Genomic DNA, 19,869 nt, shown 5'->3' with positions numbered 1-19,869 from the left:
ATAACTACGCGTTGTAGTAGATCTGCGCTAGCATCTACTACGTAACGTCGTAGATCGCCCGGGAGGGCTCCGATGGACACGCTCGACCTGGCTCGGTGGCAGTTCGCGATCACCACCGTCTACCACTTCTTCTTCGTCCCGGTGACGCTGTCGCTGGTCGCCGTCACGGCCGGCCTGCAGACCGCGTGGTACCGGACCGGCAAGGAGAAGTACCTGCGGCTGACCAAGTTCTACGGCAAGTTGTTCCTGATCAACATCGCGATGGGGGTCGTTACCGGCCTGGTCCAGGAGTTCCAGTTCGGGATGAACTGGAGCGACTACTCGCGGTTCGTCGGCGACGTCTTCGGGGCGCCGCTCGCGCTCGAGGGGCTGCTCGCGTTCTTCCTCGAGTCGACCTTCATCGGGTTGTGGATCTTCGGCTGGGACCGGTTGCCGAAGAAGGTGCACCTCGCGTGCATCTGGATGGTGGTGCTCGGCACGCAGTTGTCGGCGTACTTCATCCTGGCCGCCAACTCGTGGATGCAGAACCCGGTCGGCTTCCGGTACAACGCCGAGCGCGGCCGCGCCGAGCTGACCGACATCGGGGCGGTACTGACCAACAAGGTCGTGCTGGTCACGTACCCGCACACGATCTTCGCGGCCTTCATGGTCGGCGGCGCGTTCGTCGCGGCGGTGGCGCTCTGGCACCTGATCCGCCGGCCGGGGGTCGACACCGGCGCGTTCCGTACCGCTCTGCGGCTCGGCGCGGTGATGCTGATCGTGGCCGGTGCCGGGGTGGCTCTGAGCGGCGACCAGCAGGGCAAGGTGATGACCGAGGTGCAGCCGATGAAGATGGCGGCGGCCGAGGCGCTGTACGAGTCAGAGAAACCTGCCTCGTTCTCGATCTTTACCGTGGGAACTTTGGATGGCTCTCGCGAAATTTACTCGGTCAAGGTTCCCTACCTGCTCTCCTTCCTCGCCACCGGGCACTTCGACGGTGAGGTGAAGGGCATCAACAATCTGCAGGAGTCCTACGAGAAGCTCTACGGGCCGGGCTCGTACAAGCCGAACGTGCCGCTCACGTACTGGACCTTCCGGCTGATGATCGGGGTCGGGATGACCGCCGCCGGGCTGGCCGTCTTGTTGCTCTGGGCAACTCGCAAGGGCCGGGCGCCGCATCGGCTGCTGCTCTGGCTGGCGGTGCCGTTGCCGCTGCTGCCGCTGCTGGCGAACGTCTTCGGGTGGGTCTTCACCGAGACGGGACGGCAACCGTGGCTGGTGTTCGGACTGCTGCCGACGTCAGCCGGGGTGTCGCCGGGGACGACGATGTCGGAGGTGTTGATCTCGCTGATCGGGTTCACGCTGCTGTACGGCGTACTGGCTGTGGTCGAGGTCAAGCTGATGCTCAAGTCGATCCGGGCCGGGCTCGCTGGAACGTCGCCGGCGCCGGGCGATCCACCCGACGATTCGCCGGACGACGCCGCCAAGCCGCTCTCCTTCGCGTACTAGGGGATCTCGAATGGAACTCACAACTGTCTGGTTCCTGATCATCGCGGGGCTCTGGATCGGGTACTTCGTGCTCGAAGGCTTCGACTTCGGCGTGGGCATCCTGCTCCGGGTGCTCGGCCGCGACGAGCCGGAGCGGCGCGCGGTGATCACCACGATCGGCCCGGTCTGGGACGGCAACGAGGTCTGGCTGATCGTGGCCGGCGCGATGACGTTCGCGGCTTTCCCCGAGTGGTACGCCACCCTCTTCAGCGCCTTCTACCTGCCGCTGTTCGCGATCCTGGTGTCGTTGATCCTGCGTGGGGTGGCGTTGGAGTACCGCGGTAAGCGCGACGACCTCTTGTGGCGAAGCCGGATGGACACGCTCATCACCATCAGTTCCCTGTTGCTGCCATTGCTGTGGGGCGTCGCCTTCGCCAATCTCGTCCGGGGTCTGCCGCTGGATGCCTCGCACGAATTCGTCGGCAACCTGGGCACCGTGCTCAACCCGTTCGCCCTCCTGGGCGGTCTGGCCTTCACCGCGCTGTTCGTCGCGCACGGCGCCATCTTCCTGGCCCTGAAGACGACCGGCGACCTCCGGGAGCGAGCGAACCGGTTGGCGTCGGTGGCAGGCCTGGCAGCGGCGGTGTTGGTGGTGGGCTTCTTGGCGTGGGCCCACCTGCAGTATGGGAGCGGGGCTTCGCTGGTGGTTGCTGCTCTGGCGGCCGTGGCTCTGGTCGCCGGGCTGGTTGCCAATCGGATGGCGCGGGAGGGGTGGGCTTTCGTGGGGACAGCCCTTGCTGTCGCCCTGGGTGTGGTGTCGCTCTTCGTGGCGTTGTTCCCGAACGTGATGCCGTCGACGCTTGATCCGGCGTGGAGTCTGACGGTGACCAACGCCAGTTCTACGCCGTACACGTTGAAGGTGCTGACGGTGATCGCGGCGATCTTCACGCCGCTGGTGATGCTGTACCAGGGGTGGACCTACTGGGTGTTCCGGCAGCGGGTCGTGGTGTCGTGAAGCCGCTCGATCCGCGGTTGCTGCGGCGGGCGAAGGCGGCTCGGCTGTTCCTGGTCGGGTCGGTGGTGATCGGGGTGGCTACCGGGTTCCTGATCGTGGTGCAGGCGGTGTTGCTGGCTCAGGCGATCGCAGGGGTGGTGCTCCGGGGCGATGGGGTCGGGCGGGTCGCGTGGCTGCTGGTGGGGGTGGTGGTGGCGCGAGCGGTGTTGGTGTGGGTGCAGGAGGTGGTGGCTCAGCGGGCGGCGGCTGCGGTGAAGTCGACGTTGCGGCGGCAGGTGCTGGAGCACTCGCTGAAGCTGGGGCCGGCTTGGCTGAGCGGTGAGCGCAGTGGTGCGCTGACCACCTTGCTCACCAAGGGATTGGACGATCTGGATCCGTACTTCGCTCGCTACCTCCCGCAGTTGGTGCTTGCGGCGACTGTGCCGGCCGGTGTGGTCGGGTGGATGGCTACTGGTGACTTGATCGCGGCCGGGACTGTAGTGGTGACGTTGCCGCTCATCCCGGTGTTCATGGCGTTGGTCGGTTGGGCTACGCAGGCGCATAGCCGTCGGCGGCAGCATGCGCTCGCGGTACTGGCTCATCACTTCTCTGATGTCGTTGCGGGGTTGCCGACGCTGAAGCTGTTCGGGCGGGCGAAAGGCCAGGTTCGTGCTGTCCGGGAGGTGACGGACCGGCATCGGGTGGCGTCGATGAAGAGTCTGCGGCTGGCGTTCCTGTCGTCGTTCGTGCTCGAACTGCTCGCGAGCATCTCGGTGGCGCTCGTCGCGGTCGGTGTCGGGCTGCGGCTGATCGACGGCAAGCTCGGGCTGGAGACGGCGCTGCTGGTGCTGATCCTGGCGCCGGAGGCCTACCTGCCTTTGCGGCAGGTCGGTGCGCAGTTCCATGCGAGTGCGGATGGGGTTGCCGCGAGCGAAGAGGTGTTCCGGGTGTTGGAGACGCCGCTGCCAGAGAGGGGCGAGCGCACCGACGTACCGGATCTGCGGGTGACGCCACTGCACCTGCACGACCTCACCGTGCGCTACCCGGGCCGAGACGAGCCTGCTCTGGATGGCTTCGACCTGGATCTGTGGCCGGGTGAGGTAGTTGCACTAGCCGGGCCCAGCGGTGCTGGGAAGTCGACTGTCCTCGCCGCGGTGCTCGGCTTCGCACTACCCGAGCGCGGCGTGGTCATCGCAGGCGGAAGCGCCGCCGACGAGTTCACCCCCGAGGACTGGCGCCGGCAATTCGCCTGGGTGCCACAACGCCCTGGTCTCCGCGTGGGAACCATCGCAGACAATATCCGCCTAGCCCGACCCGAGGCCACCGACACCCAGGTACTACGCGCATTAGCCGACGCGGGCGCCTCCGAGCTGGCTCCAACCCAACAGGTAGGCGAGTCCGGCCAACTGCTGTCGGGCGGCCAGCGCAGACGGGTCGCCCTCGCCCGGGCGCTCGTCACAGAAGCCCCGGTCCTGCTGCTGGACGAGCCGACTGCAGGGCTCGACGCCGAAGCCGAGGCGGAGGTAGTTAGCCACCTACGCGACTCCGGCCGCACCGTCCTGCTAGTAGCCCACAGACCCGCCCTCCTCGCCGCCGCCGACCGGGTAGTAGAGGTCGGCCAGGTCCGGAAGTTGGTGCTGGCATGAGCAGCCTTGTGGACTTGGTGAGGCCGGAGCAAGGGGCTTGGTGGCGGCTGGGGTTGGCTGTGGGGGCGGGGGTGTTGGCGTCCGGTGCAGCAGTTGGGCTGTTGGCTACGTCTGCGTGGTTGATTACGGAGGCTGCGGCTCAGCCGCCGGTGCTGGTGTTGTTGGTGGCGATCGTGGCTGTGCGGGCGTTCGGGGTGGGGCGGGGGTTCTTCCGGTATGTCGAGCGGTTGGCGGCTCATGATGCTGCCTATCGGGTGTTGGGGGTGACCCGGGCGCGGATCACCGGGCGGTTGGAGGAGTTGGCGCCTGCGGGGGTTGGGACGCTGCGCCAGGGGGATCTGCTGGCTCGGTTGTTGCTTGATGTGGATGCGGTGCTGGACCTGTGGTTGCGGGTGGTGTTGCCGGTGCTGGTGGCGGCGGTTACCGCTACGGCGACGGTGGGGCTGCTGGTGGTGTTGCTGCCGGTAGCCGGGGCGGCCGTGGGTGTTGCGGTGGCGGTTGCTTGCTTGGTGGTGCCTTGGGTGACGGCTCGTAGTGCTCGGCGGGCCGAGCAGGCGATCGCGGGGGACAGGGGAGAGGTTGCGGCGGGTGCGACCGAGACGTTGTTGACGGCTGCGGATGTGGTGGCTTTCAACGCGACAGAGGCAGTGCTGGCTGAGTTCGAGGCAGCGGATGCGCGGCTGGCGGCTGCGGAGCGGCGGTCGGCCTGGAGCGCCGGGCTGGGGAATGCACTGCTGGTGCTGTGTGTCGGCGGGGCGAGCATCGCTGGGCTGGTGCTCGGTAGTCAGGCCGATATCTCCGGGCCGGTGTTCGCAGTGCTTGTACTGACTCCGCTGGCCCTTGCGGACGCACTTGGCGGCATCCCTGCGACGGCCCAGATCGCCACTCGGGTCAAGGCCTCCCTGACGAGAGTGCAGGACCTCCTGAGCACCCCCACGCCAGTCACCGAGCCCACCACGCCGACGGAGCTGCCAGTCGGCCGTGACCTCGTCATCAGCCACCTCGACGCGGGCTACGACAACAACCCCGTACTACGAGACGTCGCGCTCACCGTGGCCGCCGGGAGCCGAGTGGTGGTGACCGGCCCGAGCGGTTCCGGCAAGAGCACCCTGGCCGCCGTACTGCTGCGCTTCCTCGAACCGACCGCCGGTGAAGTCGCACTGGGCGGCGTGAGCCTCACCGACCTGAACGGCGACGAAGTGCGCTCAGCGATCGGCCTGCTGACCCAGGAGAGCCACGTGTTCGACACGAGCATCCGGGAGAACCTCCTGCTCGCCCAACCCGGCGCCAGCGACCTTCGACTCTGGAAGGCCCTCTACCAGGCCGGCCTGGGCGAATTCGTCGACAGCCTCCCCAACGGCCTAGACACGATGGTCGGCGAGCACGGAGCTCGGCTATCCGGTGGCGAGCGACAGCGACTCGCCTTCGCCCGGCTGATGCTCGCCGACCACGACGTACTGGTCCTGGACGAGCCGACCGAGCACCTGGACGAGGAGACGGCCCGCAGACTGCTCCACGACCTGTACGCCGCGGCAGGCCGACGTACCGTCATCTTGCTGACCCACCGTCCGGAACTGGCTCCTCACGCAACGCAACCTGCGCTGGCGCTCCCGTGATCGATCCGCGCGTCTGCGAAGATGGGTGATCGTGTCGACCCCTCAGCTAGTCACCCTGCTCACCGACCAGGCCCTGATCGCGATCATCGCCGTGATCGCCGTCGTCCTGGTCGCCGGTACTGCCGGTCTGGTCGTCTCCAGGCGCCGCCGGGCGGAACTGCCCGCCACACAGCCGACCCCGGAGCTGACCGAGCCCAAGGTCGGTGACGACGCCGAGGAGCCGCGGGACACGCCGACGCGGACGCTGGAGGACACCCAGCTCCCCGAGCCGGCCACCGCGACGCTGGAGAAGCCCGAGTCCGCACAGGGCCGGCTGGTCCGGCTACGGGCCCGCCTGGCGCGCTCACAGGGGTCGCTCGGCAAGGGTCTGCTCGCGCTGCTGTCCCGCGACAAGCTGGACGACGAGGCGTGGGAGGACATCGAGACCACCCTCATCACCGCCGACGTCGGCGTCGCGCCGACCCAGGAGCTGGTCGAGAAGCTGCGCACCCGGGTCCGCGTGGAGGGCGTCACCGCCGACCAGGCCCGGACGATCCTGCGCGAGGAACTGATCGCGCTCGTCGACCCGACCCTCGACCGCTCACTCAAGGTCGACCGCACCGACGACCAGCCCGCCGTCGTCTTGATGGTCGGCGTCAACGGCACCGGCAAGACCACCACGGTCGGCCGGCTCGCGCGGGTGCTGATCGCCGAGGACAAGCACGTCGTCCTGGGCGCCGCTGACACCTTCCGGGCAGCGGCTGCCGACCAGCTGCAGACCTGGGGTGAGCGAGTCGGCGCCCGTACCGTCCGTGGACCCGAGGGCGGCGACCCGGCCAGCATCGCGTTCGACGCGGTCAAGCAGGGCATCGAGGAGCACGCCGACGTCGTCCTGATCGACACGGCCGGCCGGCTGCACACCAAGACCGGGCTGATGGACGAGCTGGGCAAGGTCAAGCGGGTGATCGAGAAGACCGCCGAGGTGGACGAGGTGCTGCTGGTCATCGACGCCACCACCGGGCAGAACGGCCTCACCCAGGCCCGGGTGTTCGCCGAGGTGATCAACGTGACCGGCCTGGTGCTGACCAAGCTGGACGGTACGGCGAAGGGCGGCATCGTGATCGCCGTCCAGCGCGAGCTCGGCGTCCCGGTCAAGCTGGTCGGTCTCGGCGAAGGTGCCGACGACCTGGCCCCCTTCGACGCCGAACAGTTCGTCGACGCCCTGCTCGACTAGAACCGGCTAGACCCGCTTGGCGAGGTACAGGATCGTCGCCATCTCCAGGGTGACCGGCTCGGGCAGAACCGCGCGCAGCCGGTCGAGCAGCTCGTCGCGCTCCTCGTCCTCCAGCATCAGGTACGCCGACTGGGTGCCCAGGTGCGCCAGGTAATCGGCCGTCGCCAACCTGCGCTCCCAGCGGTAGATCTCCTGCCGGAGCTCACCGAATTCGGCCAGCCCTGCCATCTCCGCGTACGGTTCCAGCTCATCCGACTCCGGCCACTCGCCCGGCCACTTCAGCTCGTACTCGCTCAGGATCGCCTCGACCTGCCGGCGCTCCTCGGAGTCGGCCAGCCGCTCCATGTTCCAGAAGAGCGCCAGCGAGCCGCCGGGGCGCAGCGCGGCCGCAGTACGGGTCCAGCGGGTCTCCGGGGCCGTCCAGTGGAACGCCTGAGCGCTGTAGACGAGATCGACCGGCTTCTCCGGCTCGTACGACTCCAGCGAACCCATGGCGATCGTCACCGGGAGCTCGGCCGCATGCTGCCGCAGCACGAGTGCCATGCCAGGGTCGGGCTCCAGGGCAACGACCTGTACTCCGCGAGCCGCGAACACGCGGGTCGTCTTGCCTGTCCCGGCCCCGATCTCCAGCGCGGTGGTCGGCGACGAGTAGCCGAGGATGTCCTCGAACAGCTGGGGTGGATAGCCGGGCCGCACCCGGTCGTACTCCTCAGCGACCTCGCCGAACGTCAAAGCGCGTACCTTGTCCCCAGCCATACCCGCGAGCATATCCGGAGTGAGATGACTGCCCAGGAGACCAGACTCGAGGACCTGTTGCGGGAGTTGACGCCGCAGGTGCTCGGCGCGGTGGTACGGCGTACCGGGGACTTCACTGCGGCCGAGGACGCCGTGCAGGAGGCGCTGATCGCAGCGGCCCGGACCTGGCCGGAGGACGGGGTGCCGGACAACCCACGCGGGTGGTTGATCCAGGCGGCGTCGCGGCGGTTCATCGACGAGATCCGGCAGGAGCAGGCGCGGCGCAAGCGCGAGGAGCTGGCGGCACATCGGGAGGTGCCGGCCGAGGAGGTCGAGGAGCACGACGACACACTGCGGTTGCTGTTCCTGTGCTGTCATCCGGCGCTCACCGCGGCCTCGGCGATCGCGCTGACGCTGCGCGCGGTCGGCGGGCTGACGACGGCGGAGATCGCGACCGCGTACTTGGTGCCTGAGGCAACGATGGCGCAGCGGATCAGCCGGGCCAAGCAGAAGCTCAAGGGATTGCCGTTCGAGTTGTCGCAGGACGAGGAACGCCTGGCGCAGGTGCTGCACGTGCTCTACCTGGTGTTCAACGAGGGCTACATGACCAGCAGCGGCGCCGACCTGCAGCGCACTGACCTGTCCGGCGAGGCGATCCGGCTCACCCGGATGGTGCGTCAGCTACTGCCCGACAGCGCCCAGGTGACCGGCCTGCTGGCGCTCATGCTGCTCAACGACGCCCGGCGGTTGGCCCGGACCGGCACGGCGGGTGAGCTGATCCCGTTGACCGAGCAGGACCGCACGTTGTGGAACAAGGAGTTCATCGACGAAGGGGTCGCGCTGGCGGTGGAGGCGTTCAAACAGCCGCCGCTGGGGGAGTACCAACTGCAGGCCGCGATCGCTGCCCTGCATGACGAGGCGGCCAAGCCGGAGGACACCGACTGGCCGCAGATCCTCGGGCTGTACGGACTACTCGAGGACCTGTCAGGCAATCCGATGGTGACGCTGAACCGCGCGATCGCCCAGGCGATGGTGTCCGGTCCGGAGGCGGGGCTGGAGTTGTTGCGACCGCTGGACGAGAAGCTGGACGGGCACTACCGGCTGGACGCAGTGCGGGGGCACCTGTACGAGATGCTCGGCGACTACGAGACCGCCGCGACCCACTTCACCGCGGCGGCCCGGCGGACCACCAGCACTCCGGAGCAGAACTACCTGACCACCAAGGCGGCCCAGGTCAGTGATGCTGCGCGAAAGCGCCGATGATCTCGTCTTGCCCCTCGCCTGTTGCCAGCAGCAACCGCAGCAGCACCCGTGCCTTGTAGGGATCGAGGAAACCGCCGTCGATGAGGCCGCGGGCCAGCAGGTCCGACTCGGAGCCGGGTGAGTTGTAGGTGTTGCGCAGTACGGACCCACCGCCGGTACGTGACGTCAGTACGACGGGGATGCGCTCAGCCAGCTCGCCGAGCACCGGCGCCAAGGCTGCTGGGACGTGACCGACGCCGTACGCCGCTACGACCAACCCCTGATGCGTGTCGGCCAGCCCCTTGAGCAGTACGCCGTCGTCGTCCAGCGTGACGGTATAGAGCGCCACCTGCGCCGCATCGAGATCCTCAGGCTCAGCACGACCCGGTACTCCGTCCTGTCGGCCGGGGCGCGTCAGGATGCGCACCTGCCCCTCGACGAGTTGGCCGATGGGTCCGGCGTTGGGGGACGCGAAGGTCGCAGTACTGGTGCTGTGAGTCTTGCGAACCCACCGTGCTGCGTGGATCTGATCGTTGAAGACGACCAGTGCTCCCAGGTCGCGGGCAGCGGGGGAGCAGGCCACCCGGGCAGCGGCCAGGAGGTTCGCCGGGCCGTCGGGGCCGGCCAGAGTCGGGTTGCGCATGGCACCGGTGAGCACGAACGGCTGCGAGTGCGGCCAGACCTGGTCGACCAGGAAAGCCGTCTCCTCCAAGGTGTCCGAGCCCTGGGTCACTACGACGCCGGTGGCGCCGTTGCTGATCGCCTTGGAGGCCGCGTCGACGACGTCGAGCATCTTGGCGAGGGTGAGGTTGGCGCTCGGTACCGCCTCGATGTCCTGGATCTCCAGTGGTACCGGCAGGCCGGCCAGACCGGGTACTGCCTCAGTCAGGTCGGCACCGGTCAGCCGGGCTACGCCATCAGGTGTCCGGCCCGCCATCGAGATGGTGCCACCGAGGGTGAACAACGCAACGCTCACAGCCGAGGTCCTCTCCTAGAGTCACGAGAGGGTACTACTACTTCGAGCGCGCGCGGACGTGCATCCGTTCGCCCTGGGGACCGTAGAGGCAGAGCATCTCGGCAGGGCCCGGTCCTGGGTTGCCGAACCAGTGCGGGACGCGGGTGTCGAACTCGGCCACCTCGCCTTCCCGCAGGACGAAGTCGTTGTCGCCGAGCACCAACCGGATCTGGCCCGACAGCACGTAAAGCCAGTCGTAGCCCTCGTGCACGCGCTGCTCCACCTCGGTGCCACCCCAGCCGGCCGGGACGATCTGCTTGAACGCCTGCAGGCCTCCCGGCCGACGGGTCAGCGGGATCATCGTCGCGCCGTTGCGCTTGAACGCCTTGGCGTGCACCCGCGGGTCGCCGGTCGGCGGTGCGTCGACCAACTCGTCCAGCTGGACCTGGTGGGCGCGGGCCAGCGGTAACAACAGCTCCAGCGTCGGGCGACGCTGGCCGGACTCCAGCCGGGACAGCGTGCTGACCGAGATGCCGGTGGTCTCGGACAGCTGGGTGAGCGTGGTGTCGCGCTCGATCCGGAGGGCGCGGAGGCGGGGACCGACTGCTTCGAGGACATCGCCGAGATCAGGTTCCATCTTGCCATTCTGGCAAAGAAGTTTGTCATTTTCGAGAAGGCGGCGGATGGTCGGAGCAGAAGCTCGAAGACGAAGGAGTAGATCGTGAAGCGGTACGACGTGGTAGTGATCGGCGGGGGAGCCGCTGGGCTGAGTGGCGCGCTGGCGCTGGTCCGGTCGCGTAGGTCGGTGCTGGTGGTCGACAACGGCACACCTCGCAACGCGCCGGCGGAGCACGTGCACAACTACTTGAGTCGGGATGGGGTGCCGCCTGCCGAGCTCTATTCGATCGGGCGCGCCGAGGTCGGCGGGTATGGCGGGGAGGTCGTGATCGACACCGTCACGGGCGTGCGGCGGGACGGTTCGGAGTACGGGTTCGTGGTGGAGCTGGCTGGGCGGGAGGCGGTGGAGGCCCGGCGGTTGCTGGTCACTACTGGGGTGGTCGACGTACTGCCCGAGGTGGCCGGGTTGGCTGAGCGGTTCGGGCGGGACGTGTTGCACTGCCCCTACTGCCACGGGTGGGAGGTGCGCGACCACGCGATCGGCGTACTGGCCACCAACCCGATGGCCGGGCATCAGACGTTGCTGTTCCGGCAGTTGAGTGACGACGTGACGCTGTTCCTCAATGACGTACTGGAGCCCAGTGAGGAGCAGTGGGAGGAGTTCGCTGCTCGCGGGATCTCTGTGGTGCAAGGGAAGGTCACCTCGCTCGAGGTGACCGACGACAAGCTCACCGGTGTTCGCCTGGAGGGTGGCAGGGTCATCCCGCGTCAAGCACTGGCCGTGCAGACCCGGTTGGAAGCACGTGCCGACTTCCTCACCGACCTAGGCCTCAAACCGGTCGTCCGAGAAGGCCGGGGAGTGGTGGTCGGTACTGCCATCGACTCGGACCCCACTGGAGCTACCGATGTCCCCGGCGTCTGGGTGGCCGGCAATGTCGCCGACCCGATGGGACAGGTCGTCACCTCAGCCGCCGCCGGCCTGATGGCCGGTGCCGCTATCAACGGCGACCTCATCGCAGACGACACCCGCAACGCTGTCGAGGCTTACCGCACCCGAGGCGCTATCTCTGTCTAGCCCGGTGGGCCGCTGCTTTGACGCGGCTCTGGCATTGAGGTGAGCAGAACCGCCGGGCGCTGTTGCGGGAGGCATCGACGAACACCCGGTCGCAGGCCGGCGCGGAGCAGACTCCGAGCCGGCCTGCCAGGTCGCTGCCGAGCGCCATGGCCAGGCCGGCCGCACAGCCGGCGGCCCAGCCGTTGGCCAGGGTGTCGTCGGCGCCGTGGAAGTGGAGGCTCCAACCGGGGGCGCCGGAGCGGTCCAGCTGAGGCCGGGCGTTGGTGTCGAGCAGCAGTGCGTTGACCTCCTTGGCGGCGCGATCGGTGTCGCCTCCATGCGAGGCCTCGAAGATGACTCGCATCCTGGTCGCCACTGCCGTCAGCTGCTCCGCGTCGGCGCTGGACACCGTCGGCCTGCGCCGGCCGTCGTCGCCGAGGGCGTCGGCCGTGGCTTCGGCGAGGTCTGCTGGGGCTGCGAAGGGCGCGCCGCCGGACTGGCCGGGCGTCAGCCGGTTGACCAGCGCCACGGCGGCGGTCAGCGTGTTGAGGATGTGACTATCGAAGTTCACTTGACCAGTCACTCCGGAGTTTCGTAGGGTCCGATGTCGTGACCAACCATACCCGTTTAGCCAGTCATCATCGTCTACCTGCCGCGGTCTGGGTGCTGGTGATCGCGCGGGGAGTCAATCGGCTCGGAGCCTTCACGCTGCCGTTCCTGGCGGTCGTGCTGACGGTGGAGCTCGGTGCGAGTCTCGCCCAGGCCGGGTTGGTGCTGACGGTCTTCGGGCTGGCGACCTTGCCGTCCCGGGTGTTCGGCGGGCACCTGGCTGATCGGCTCGGGCGACGGTGGACGATCGTCGTCGGGCTGATCGGGTGCGCGGTGGGGCAGGTGTGGATCGCGGCGTCGGGGAGCCTGTGGTCGGCGGTGCCGACGGTCGTGGTGCTGGGGTTGGCCTTCGAGATCTATGAGCCGCCCAGTCAGGCAATCATCGCGGACGTGACGGAGCCGGCGGATCGGCCGGCGGCGTACGGGTTGCTGGGTGCGGTGATGGCGGTGGCGGCTGTAGTGGCCGGATTGCTGGCTGCGTGGCTGGGGCAGTGGGATCTGCGGTGGCTGTTTGTCGCTGATGCGGTCAGCTGTCTGGCTTGTGCGGTGCTGGTCGCTGTGGCGTTGCCTGGTGGAAAGCAGGTGGCGCCGGCGGCTGCGGCGGTATGGCGGGATCGGCGGCTGCTGTGGGTGCTGGGCTCGGGCACTGTCTTCGCAGTACTCGCCATGGTGCTCGTGTTCGGGCTTCCTCTCACCCTTCTCGACCGGGGCGTCTCGGCATCGGGCGTCGGGATCGTCCTGGCGGTCTCTGCGATCGCGCAGGTCGCAGTACAGCCGGTACTCCGGTCCAGCCGACTGCAAGCGCTCGACGACTTCCAGGCGCTGACCCTGGGCTACGTCTTGCTAGGAGCCGGTCTCATCGCCAACGGCTTCTCCCACAGCCTCCCCGCGTTCCTGGCGGCTGCTGTCGTCTGGAGTCTCGGCGACCTGATACTGGTCGGCCGGGCCCTCTCAGTAGTCGCCGAGCTGGCTCCGGAGCACGCCCGCGGCCGCTACCTGGCTACCTACGGTCTGAGCTGGGGAATAGCCACCGCAGTCGCCCCACTGATCGGCACCCAACTCCTCTCAGTAGTGGGCCCGACCGGTTTATGGATCGGCTGTGGGGCCGCGGCCTGCATCCTGGCGATCCTCCAGCCAAAGCTCCGGCGGCTCGTGCGGTCACAACCCTCCCTTTTGGGTATTGAATGACCTAGGGAGGGTGGATGCGCGACACAGTCGACCCAGAGTTCGCCGCGTACGTCGATGCGCGGCAAGGTAGATGGTTACGTGCGGCGTACCTGGTGTACGGCGAGCTCGAGCGGGCCGAGGAGCAACTGCTGCATGCCTTCACCCGGCTGTCGTTGCGGTGGGGCAAGGTGGACGACCCGGATGCCTTCGTGCTCGGCCACCTCTACGACGCGGCCATGTCGCGGTGGTCCCGTAGCGTCAAGGCCTTCGAGGACGAGGAGGACGCGGTCAAGGTCGCATTGGCCGCTCTCACCCCGCAGCAGCGCGCAGTACTGGTGCTCCTGCATCTGGAGGAGCTCACCGAGTTCGAGGTGGCCGAAGTACTGAAGATGTCCAGCTCGGCCGTGCATGCGACCGGGATGACTTCTCTCAGCCGGTTCCGGCTGGAGCTCGGTACGCCGGACTGGCGCGACGTCACCGGCAGGGAGCCGCGGTGAAGCGCGAGGACGTGCCCTTCATGCTGCGGCAGGCCTCCGACCGGCTCCCCGAACCCGAGCTGGCCGACGCGGCCTGGGCAGCAGGATTCGCCCACCGCCGTCGCCAGCGACGCAGCATCATCGCCGGCCTGATCGCCTTGCTCTTAGTGGTTGTCGCGGGCGTGCTCGTGATGACACTGGGCGGCGGCAAGAGCGCCTTCACGCCACCAGACACCACGCCGACCCCGCCCGGCTATGTGCCGCCGGCGGGCCAGATCTCAGGCATCACCTACTGGAACGCGCCGCCCGCCGGCAGCGAGCGCTTCCTCGACCGGGTCACCACGCCGCTGGGCGAGCTCCTGCAACTGCCGAACGAAGCCGGAGATCTCAAGACCAACCCGGTGGACCGGATCGCGGCCGTGACACTGGCGGCACAGGGGAGCGGGTATGTGCCGCTCTTCCTCAGCGCCGAAGGGCACTGGGCCCGGGCCTCCCATGAGTTGCACCCGATCGTCAGCGGCTGGCCGCTCAGCTCCGGCTCGATCGCACCGAACGGCAAGCTGGTCGCCTTCCCGCAATCCAGCGGGGTGTACGTGATCGACGCCAGTACTTCGGACGCGCGGCAGATCGCCCTGCCGGCGGAGGACATCCGCAGCGTGTCCTGGCTGGCCAACAGCACCCGTCTACTGGTCAGCGGACCCGGTGCGGCGTACCAGCTCGACGTGGACCTGGAGACGACCAAGCAGCCCGTCGTCGGACGCGTTGCTGTCAGCAACGATGCCGAGGACGCGACCGCGCCGTACCGGCTGGACGGGGCGGCGGGGGCGGTGGCGCTGCGGCAGTACGCCGGGAACAACGGTTGGGTCGAGGTCAGCAGCCCGGGGCTGCCGGTGGAGCGGTGGATCGGTCAAACGTTTGCTGGAGGCAACTTGGTCGCGCGGATGTTCGTCGCGGCCCAGCTACCGCAGGTGCCGACGGTCGCCTCCGCTGCCCAGGTGCTCGCGGCGATCTCGACGCTGGAGCCGCGCGACGACCGGCTGCTCGTCCTTGGCGAGACGCCGGCCGCAACACCGACTCCCGGCCGGACCAGCCCGGACCGGATCCGTGAACCCGGCTGCTGCTTCCTGCTCGGCTGGTACGACAACCAGACGGCCTTGTTCCAGGTCACCGACTGGCTGCTGGCATGGAATCTGCAGACCGGCAAGGTCCGCCGGGTCACCGAACTGGACGTCGACGGCGTCGCCCTCGGACCAGGCATCCGAGGCTGACCCCGCGCACTAGCCGTCCACGATCGACCTCATCGTCATCTCCACCAGGAGGTCGGCCTGGTCGACGGCCGGCATCGGCTCGCCGGTCATCGCCCGCAGGATCAGGACGCCGGCCAGCCACTGCACCATCAGCACCGGATCGGCGCCGGGCCGGATCGGCTCACCACGCTGCCGGGCCCGCTCCAGCGCCGCCGCCGTCAAGGCGATCCGGCGCTGCAGGAAGCCGCGGTAGAACGCGGTGAACTGCTCGTCACGGTTCATCTCGGTGATGGCGAGCCGGATCAGCGCGACGCCCTCCTTGGTGTTCACGAACATCAAGGCGTCGCGGTAGACCTGGCGCAGGTCACCCGCGATCGACCCGGTGTCGGCGTCCGGGATCTCGATGTCGAACAGTTGGGCCATCGCGTCGTTGGCGAGGAGCTCCTTGCTCGCCCACCGCCGGTAGATCGTTGCCTTGCCGACGCCGGCCGCCTCGGCCACGTCGTCGACGGTCATCCCGTCGAATCCACGTTCGAGCAGCAGCTGCACGGCGTACCGGCGGATCCTCGGTTCGGCGTCCGGATCCCGCGGCCTGCCTCGACGTGGTCTCTCCCCGCTGTTGATCCCCATTTCGTACTTCCCCAGCTTCGGACGGTCGCAGTGGCGCGGCTGCGGGCCGTGTGGTCAGGCCAGAGTGCCACAAGACGGCCGATGTCACGCCGATGTCACTTGGGGAGCCGCTTTGTCACATGCCTGAAACATCAGGACCGATCGGCTGAAACGGCGCGCCGACACCGTTTGCGGTGTGGCCGTGCGCGGGCTTCCCGGCGTTGTGGAGCTCCCCCTGATGAGGACGCGGGCCACCCCCCAGATCGATGGAAGGGATGACGTTGATGGAGATCAACGCCGGCGATACCGCCTGGGTCTTGGCAAGTGCCGCGCTGGTGTTCTTGATGACACCGGGCCTGGCTTTCTTCTATGGCGGCATGGTGCGCGTGAAGAGCGTGCTGAACATGATGATGATGAGTGCCATCACCATCGCCGTCGTCACCATCTTGTGGGTGGTGGTCGGCTTCTCGCTGACCTTCACCGGTGACAACGGGCACGTGATCGGTGACTTCTCGGCGGTCGGCCTGAAGGGCCTGATCGCTCCCGACGCGGTCAGTGGCACGATTCCGACGCTCGCCTTCGTCGCCTTCCAGCTGATGTTCGCGATCATCACCCCGGCGCTGATCTCGGGTGCGATCGCCGACCGGGCCACCTTCCGTGGCTGGATCGTGTTCGTCGCGGGCTGGACCACCCTGGTGTACTTCCCGGTCGCGCACTCCGTCTGGTTCCTCGACGACGGCAACGGCGGCTGGATCGGCGACAAGCTGAAGGCGATCGACTTCGCCGGTGGTACGGCGGTGCACGTCAACGCCGGTGCGGCAGCACTCGCGCTGGCTCTGGTCCTCGGGCGCCGGGTGGGGTGGCGCAAGGACCCGATGCGTCCGCACAGCCTCCCGCTGGTCATCCTCGGCGCCGGCCTGCTGTGGTTCGGCTGGTTCGGCTTCAACGCGGGCTCCGCGCTGAGCGCCGGTACGACCGCCGCGGTGACCTTCGTCAACACGCAGGTCGCCACGGCCGCCGCCGTGATCGGCTGGCTGATCGTGGAACGGATCCGGCACGGCAAGGCGACCACTCTGGGGATGGCGTCCGGTGCTGTGGCAGGTCTGGTCGCGATCACCCCGTCCTGTGGTGCGGTCACTCCGGTCGGCGCGATCATCCTCGGCGTGCTCGCCGGTGCCATCTGCGCCTTCGCGGTCTCGCTGAAGTACAAGCTCGGCTTCGACGACTCGCTCGACGTGGTCGGCGTGCACCTGGTCGGCGGTCTGTTCGGTTCGCTGGCGATCGGCTTCCTGGGCAGCGCGGCCGCGCCGTCCGCGGTGGACGGCCTGTTCTACGGTGGTGGCGTGAGCCAGCTCGGCAAGCAGGCGCTGGCGAACGTGGTCGTGGGTGTCTACTCGTTCACGGTGGCGTTCATCCTCGGCAAGGTGATCGACAAGACGATCGGCTTCCGGCTCAGCGAGGACGACGAGGTCGCCGGTGTCGACCAGGTCGAGCACGCGGAGACGGCGTACGACTTCCTGGCCGCGGGTTCCGGGCTGCGGGGTCACAGCGCGATCGCCCGTCCGGCGGCCGCCGAGGTTGAGAGCGACACCGCTGAGAAGGAAGGTGCGAAGGTATGAAGCTGATCACCGCGGTGGTCAAGCCGCACAAGCTGGAAGACGTCCGGGCCGCGCTGGAGACGTTCGGGGTGACCGGCATGACGGTCACCGAGGCGAGCGGCTACGGCCGGCAGAAGGGCCACACCGAGGTCTACCGCGGCGCGGAGTACGAGGTGGACCTGGTCCCGAAGGTCCGGCTCGAGGTGGTCGTCGAGGACGGTGACGGCGCCGACGTGGTGGACGTGATCGTGAAGGCCGCGCAGACCGGCAAGATCGGTGACGGCAAGGTCTGGGTGACCCCGGTCGAGACGATCGTCCGGGTCCGTACCGGTGAGCTGGACGGGGACGCCCTCTAGATGGTGGATCGAGCAGCACAGCGGCGCGTGCGTGCCGAAGAGGCCGACGCGCTGCTGTACCTGCTCCTCTCCAAGGCATGCGACGCCCTCGGTACACCTACCGAGGGCGTCGCCCTGGTCGCGGTCGGCGGCTACGGCCGGGAGGAGCTCTCGCCCTACAGCGATCTCGACGTGATGCTCCTGCACACCGAGGGGTATCCGCGGATCGACGAACTGGCGGCCCAGATCTGGTACCCGTTGTGGGACTCGCGGACCAAGCTGGACCACAGCGTCCGGACCATCGCCGAGGCGTCATCGGCTGCAGCGGACGACGTACGAGTCGCGCTGGGACTGCTGGACGCCAGGCATGTCGCGGGCGACTCACACCTCACACTGCAACTCCGGTCGCTGCTGATGGCCGACTGGCGTCGTACTGCGAAGACGCGACTGCCCGCGCTGGCCGAGGCCTGCCGGGACCGGGCCAACACGGTGGGGGAGCTCGCCCACCTCGCGGAGCCTGACCTGAAGGAGGCGTACGGCGGGCTGCGGGACGCGGTCGTGTTGCGCGCATTGGTCGCGTCGTGGCTTATCGACGTACCGCATCCGGTGGTCGAGCGGGCCCGGTTGGACCTGCTGAACATCCGGGACGAGCTGCACACCGTCGCTGGCCGGGCAACCGACCGGGTGGTCGCCGACGTGGCCGGTGAGGTCGCTGCTGGGCTTGGACTGCCGGATCGGGACGCACTGTTGCGACACATCTATTCGACCGGCAGGACACTGGCTCACGTATGTGACGTGTCGTGGCGGCGGATCGAGAGCCTGATGGCCCGTCCGCCTCGCTCACGGCGGCGTAACCGCACGGGTGGACCGTTGCTGTTGGCACTGGACGAGGGAGTCGGACAGCACGAGGGCGAGGTCGTCCTGATGCCGGATGCCCGTCCTGAACGGGATGCGGCTCTTGGACTGCGTGCTGCGGCGGTGGCTGCGGACAGGGAGCTAGTGCTGTCCCCGGCCGTCTGTGCTCGGCTGGCGAGCACCGCTGCTCCGTTGCCGGAGCCCTGGCCCGCTGAAGCTCGGCGACTGCTCTGTGCACTGATTGGAGCCGGCCCGGGGCTCCTGGAGGTGTGGGAGGCGCTGGATCAGGCTGGCTACATCACGCGGATCCTTCCCGAGTGGGACCTGGTTCGCTTCCGGCCGCCGCAGTCGGCAGTGCATCGCTACACGGTCGACCGGCACTTGCTGGAGACCTGTGTCGAGGCTTCGAAGATGGTCCGGGACGTACGGCGCCCTGACCTGTTGCTGATCGCCGCCTTGGTCCATGACCTCGGCAAGGCGGTCGAGGGCGACCACAGCGTCACCGGGGCGGTCATTGCTACTACAGTCGCTCGCCGGTTGGGATTTGCCGAGGCGGACGTCGACACGATCACACTGCTTGTCCGGCAGCACTTGGTGCTGGCACAGGTGGCGACCAGGCGCGACCTGGACGACCCGATGACGGTGGAGCTCGTTGCCGGCATCGTGGGCGACACCGAGACGCTGGACCTGCTGGAAGCTCTCACCTATGCCGATGCGCGTGCTGCCGGCCCGGCGGCCGCCTCGCCGTGGCGGATGCGGCTGGTGGGCGAGTTGGCCCGGCGCGTGCGTGGTGAGTTGTCCGGGGGAGGGGCTGGGTTGTGGACCGACGCTCCGCCGATCCCGGTGCCCGAGTTGCACCAGGTGGTGGGTGTGGGGCGGCTGGGCGTGACGGTGTCGGAGCATCGGGGCGATGTTCGCGTCAACGTGGCCGTACCCGACCAGGTAGGGACCTTGACGACGGTGGCGGGGGTGCTTGCGGTGGAGCGTCTCGCAGTACGGTCGGCGGTTGTTACTTCTGTTGATGGCCTGGGGATCTCGCAGTGGTCCGTGGCCGGGGCGGCTCCCGACCCAGTGCGGCTGCGGGACCGGCTTGCGGTGGCACTGCGCGACGACAGCGATCTCGTACGCCGTTTGGCCGCGCGCGACGCATCGCGGGGCAAGAGCGCCGCGTCGCGAGTCGACTTGTTGCCAGGGGCATCCGAGACGGCGACTGTGCTGCAGGTGCGCGCGCATGACCGGCCGGGGCTGCTCTACGACGTCACTGCCGCGATTGCTGCGACCGGGGCGGACGTCAGGTCGGCCCACGTGAGCACGCTGGGTGCGGAGTGTGTGGACGTGTTCTACCTGACCGACCGGGACGGCTCGCCGTTGGAGGATGAGGACGCGCGAACCACCGCCAAGTCGGTGCTGGATCGCTTGAGCTTCTAATCTCG

The 19,869-nt window shown here is 68.3% G+C and carries 18 protein-coding genes; 13 read left to right on the top strand and 5 right to left on the bottom strand.

What is annotated here, in order from left to right:
- Positions 1-72 precede the first annotated feature (72 nt).
- From AB0M15_RS23325 to ftsY, 5 genes are read left to right on the top strand one after another with little or no spacing between them, the layout of a single operon-like run.
- Positions 73-1,488 carry a cytochrome ubiquinol oxidase subunit I gene (locus AB0M15_RS23325; protein ID WP_363822719.1) on the top strand — a complete coding sequence of 472 codons (1,416 nt, stop codon included), beginning with the start codon at positions 73-75 and terminating at the stop codon, positions 1,486-1,488.
- Positions 1,489-1,498: 10 nt separating this feature from the next.
- Positions 1,499-2,482 carry a cytochrome d ubiquinol oxidase subunit II gene (gene cydB, locus AB0M15_RS23320; RefSeq protein ID WP_363822716.1) on the top strand — a complete coding sequence of 328 codons (984 nt, stop codon included), beginning with the start codon at positions 1,499-1,501 and terminating at the stop codon, positions 2,480-2,482.
- Complete coding sequence (cydD, locus tag AB0M15_RS23315) at positions 2,479-4,107, top strand: thiol reductant ABC exporter subunit CydD (RefSeq protein WP_363822713.1); 1,629 nt, start codon at positions 2,479-2,481, stop codon at positions 4,105-4,107. Before cydB ends, cydD begins: the two co-directional genes overlap by 4 nt.
- Positions 4,104-5,723: a thiol reductant ABC exporter subunit CydC gene (cydC, locus tag AB0M15_RS23310; protein ID WP_363822710.1), complete on the top strand. Its 1,620-nt coding sequence runs from the start codon at positions 4,104-4,106 to the stop codon at positions 5,721-5,723. Before cydD ends, cydC begins: the two co-directional genes overlap by 4 nt.
- 31 nt (positions 5,724-5,754) lie before the next feature.
- A complete protein-coding gene (gene ftsY, locus AB0M15_RS23305) occupies positions 5,755-6,936 on the top strand; it encodes a signal recognition particle-docking protein FtsY (protein WP_363822707.1) in 1,182 nt (393 codons plus the stop codon).
- Positions 6,937-6,942: 6 nt separating this feature from the next.
- Here ftsY and AB0M15_RS23300 read toward each other — a convergent pair whose 3' ends face one another.
- Positions 6,943-7,692: a class I SAM-dependent methyltransferase gene (locus AB0M15_RS23300; RefSeq protein WP_363822704.1), complete on the bottom strand. Its 750-nt coding sequence runs from the start codon at positions 7,690-7,692 to the stop codon at positions 6,943-6,945.
- Between the two features lie 24 nt (positions 7,693-7,716).
- Between AB0M15_RS23300 and AB0M15_RS23295 the strand changes: the two genes are divergently transcribed.
- Positions 7,717-8,934 (top strand): sigma-70 family RNA polymerase sigma factor, encoded by a 1,218-nt coding sequence (locus AB0M15_RS23295; RefSeq protein ID WP_363822701.1) that lies wholly within the window; start codon positions 7,717-7,719, stop codon positions 8,932-8,934.
- Here the strand turns inward: AB0M15_RS23295 and AB0M15_RS23290 are convergent.
- Positions 8,906-9,889, bottom strand: coding sequence for an asparaginase (locus tag AB0M15_RS23290; protein WP_363822698.1), 984 nt, complete (start codon positions 9,887-9,889; stop codon positions 8,906-8,908). The two genes, AB0M15_RS23295 and AB0M15_RS23290, sit on opposite strands and share 29 nt — an antisense overlap.
- Positions 9,890-9,926: 37 nt before the next feature.
- On the bottom strand, positions 9,927-10,505 hold the full coding sequence (locus AB0M15_RS23285) for an XRE family transcriptional regulator (protein ID WP_363822695.1): 579 nt from the start codon (positions 10,503-10,505) through the stop codon (positions 9,927-9,929).
- Between the two features lie 84 nt (positions 10,506-10,589).
- Here AB0M15_RS23285 and AB0M15_RS23280 point away from each other — a divergent pair, with 84 nt between their 5' ends.
- Positions 10,590-11,561 carry an NAD(P)/FAD-dependent oxidoreductase gene (locus tag AB0M15_RS23280; RefSeq protein WP_363822692.1) on the top strand — a complete coding sequence of 324 codons (972 nt, stop codon included), beginning with the start codon at positions 10,590-10,592 and terminating at the stop codon, positions 11,559-11,561.
- Here AB0M15_RS23280 and AB0M15_RS23275 read toward each other — a convergent pair.
- Entirely contained in the window at positions 11,548-12,111 is a 564-nt protein-coding gene (locus tag AB0M15_RS23275; protein WP_363822689.1) for a CGNR zinc finger domain-containing protein, read from the bottom strand. The two genes, AB0M15_RS23280 and AB0M15_RS23275, sit on opposite strands and share 14 nt — an antisense overlap.
- A 38-nt stretch (positions 12,112-12,149) precedes the next feature.
- Here AB0M15_RS23275 and AB0M15_RS23270 point away from each other — a divergent pair, with 38 nt between their 5' ends.
- Genes AB0M15_RS23270 through AB0M15_RS23260 form a run of 3 tightly spaced genes read left to right on the top strand, consistent with a single transcriptional unit; the run spans position 12,150 to position 15,060 of the window.
- Positions 12,150-13,337 carry an MFS transporter gene (locus AB0M15_RS23270; RefSeq protein ID WP_363822687.1) on the top strand — a complete coding sequence of 396 codons (1,188 nt, stop codon included), beginning with the start codon at positions 12,150-12,152 and terminating at the stop codon, positions 13,335-13,337.
- A gap of 14 nt (positions 13,338-13,351) precedes the next feature.
- The gene (locus AB0M15_RS23265; protein ID WP_363822684.1) at positions 13,352-13,813 is read left to right on the top strand and encodes a sigma factor-like helix-turn-helix DNA-binding protein; all 462 of its coding nucleotides are present in this window, start codon (positions 13,352-13,354) and stop codon (positions 13,811-13,813) included.
- Positions 13,810-15,060, top strand: coding sequence for a hypothetical protein (locus AB0M15_RS23260; RefSeq protein ID WP_363822681.1), 1,251 nt, complete (start codon positions 13,810-13,812; stop codon positions 15,058-15,060). Before AB0M15_RS23265 ends, AB0M15_RS23260 begins: the two co-directional genes overlap by 4 nt.
- 9 nt (positions 15,061-15,069) lie before the next feature.
- On the opposite strand, the gene AB0M15_RS23255 is transcribed toward AB0M15_RS23260, so the two are convergent.
- The gene (locus AB0M15_RS23255; protein WP_363822679.1) at positions 15,070-15,669 is read right to left on the bottom strand and encodes a TetR/AcrR family transcriptional regulator; all 600 of its coding nucleotides are present in this window, start codon (positions 15,667-15,669) and stop codon (positions 15,070-15,072) included.
- Between the two features lie 254 nt (positions 15,670-15,923).
- Here AB0M15_RS23255 and AB0M15_RS23250 point away from each other — a divergent pair, with 254 nt between their 5' ends.
- Genes AB0M15_RS23250 through AB0M15_RS23240 form a run of 3 tightly spaced genes read left to right on the top strand, consistent with a single transcriptional unit; the run spans position 15,924 to position 19,864 of the window.
- On the top strand, positions 15,924-17,267 hold the full coding sequence (locus AB0M15_RS23250; RefSeq protein WP_363822676.1) for an ammonium transporter: 1,344 nt from the start codon (positions 15,924-15,926) through the stop codon (positions 17,265-17,267).
- Positions 17,264-17,602 (top strand): P-II family nitrogen regulator, encoded by a 339-nt coding sequence (locus tag AB0M15_RS23245; protein ID WP_325036050.1) that lies wholly within the window; start codon positions 17,264-17,266, stop codon positions 17,600-17,602. The genes AB0M15_RS23250 and AB0M15_RS23245 overlap by 4 nt, the downstream gene beginning before the upstream one ends.
- Entirely contained in the window at positions 17,603-19,864 is a 2,262-nt protein-coding gene (locus tag AB0M15_RS23240; RefSeq protein ID WP_363822674.1) for a [protein-PII] uridylyltransferase, read from the top strand.
- Positions 19,865-19,869 lie beyond the last annotated feature (5 nt).

This window comes from Kribbella sp. NPDC051718, from assembly GCF_040681515.1.
In the GTDB taxonomy this organism is placed as follows: Bacteria; Actinomycetota; Actinomycetes; order Propionibacteriales; family Kribbellaceae; genus Kribbella.
Note: the sequence above shows the minus strand (reverse complement) of the source record. Positions and strands in the feature narration are given on the sequence as shown.